Origin of the sequence: Nonomuraea sp. NPDC049421 (assembly GCF_040677005.1) — a bacterium.
GTDB lineage: Bacteria > Actinomycetota > Actinomycetes > Streptosporangiales > Streptosporangiaceae > Nonomuraea > Nonomuraea salmonea.
On sequence record NZ_JBFAQA010000080.1, the window covers coordinates 1 to 1,199 of the forward strand.

General features: G+C 64.5%; 1 protein-coding gene. It reads right to left on the reverse strand.

The features are described 5' to 3' along the window. Window positions 1-11 precede the first annotated feature (11 nt). Window positions 12-1,109: an IS630 family transposase gene (locus tag AB0K18_RS50285; protein WP_364930295.1), complete on the reverse strand. Its 1,098-nt coding sequence runs from the start codon at window positions 1,107-1,109 to the stop codon at window positions 12-14. Between the last annotated feature and the right edge of the window lie 90 nt (window positions 1,110-1,199).

Below are 1,199 nucleotides of genomic sequence, written 5' to 3' on the forward strand. Positions count from 1 at the left end.
CTAGTGGCCCGTCACGCAACCTTGGCCGGGTAACTGGTCCAGCTTCGGATAGGTGAAGTGGCGGCGAAGCTGGTCTTTGGTTGGGCGCGGGCGTTGCGCCAGCGGATGTAGCCACCGATCGCCGTGTTCTGCTCGTCATGGGAACGGTGATCGGTGCCGTTCAAGGCGTAATAGCGCAGCGCGGCGAACTCGGATTCGATCCAGTTCAACCACGAGCCGTAGGTCGGCAGGAACACCAGCTCGACGTCGTTGTCGGCGGCCCAGGCTCGGACCTGGGGATGCTTGTGCGGCGAGTAGTTGTCCATGATCACATACAGCCTCTCGCCGGGCCACCGTGTGCGCAGGGTCTTGAGGAAGGACAGAAACTCCCGCCACCGCTTTCGCCGACGGATGCGGTAGTACAGCTTGCCGGTGGCCAGATCCAGCGCGGCGATCATGTGCATGACGCCGAAGTAACGGTTGTAGGTGGCCCGCAGCCGGGCCGGACTTCCGGCCGGCCGCCACCGTTTACCCTTGCGGGGCAGCAGGTTCAACGGGCCGAACTCATCGACGCAGATCACCCTCCCATCGGCGGGTGGGTGGTCGTATAACTCCAGCACCCGCTGCATCTTGGCGATGAAGTGCGGGTCGTTGGACGCCTTCCACGTGGTGGTGGTCTGCCAGCTCACGCCGCCCTTGTGCAGGATGCGCCGCAGGTGCTCGCGGCTGAGGGCGTCCACCACACCGCGGGCGATGAGGTGTTCGGCCAAGGTACGCAAACTCCAGGTGGAGTGGCCGGTGATGCCCCACTCCGCGGGGACCGTCCGGGCGATCAGGCAGATGTGCTCACGCACCTGTTCACTGATCGCCGGTGGCCGGCCCCCGCTCCATTTTGGGTCCAGCGCGTCGAACCCCCGCTCGTTGAAGGCGTGGATGACATCGCGCACGTAATCCTCGCCGACCTGCATCAACGAGGTGATGTCCGGGACCGACTGCCCTTGGCCAGACATCATCACCATGATCGCCCGGCGCAGCTTGACCGGATCCTTCGCAGTCCGGGTGATGCGCTGGAGTTTCCGGCCCTCCTCCATCGACAAGGGTCGGACGAACACATCCGGTGGACGAGCCACGACTACCTCCCAGCTTTTCGAGGCAGCCAGCCTGACGGGTTCACCAGCCGAGATCAATTACCCGGTCAACGTTCCGAGACGGCCCACTAG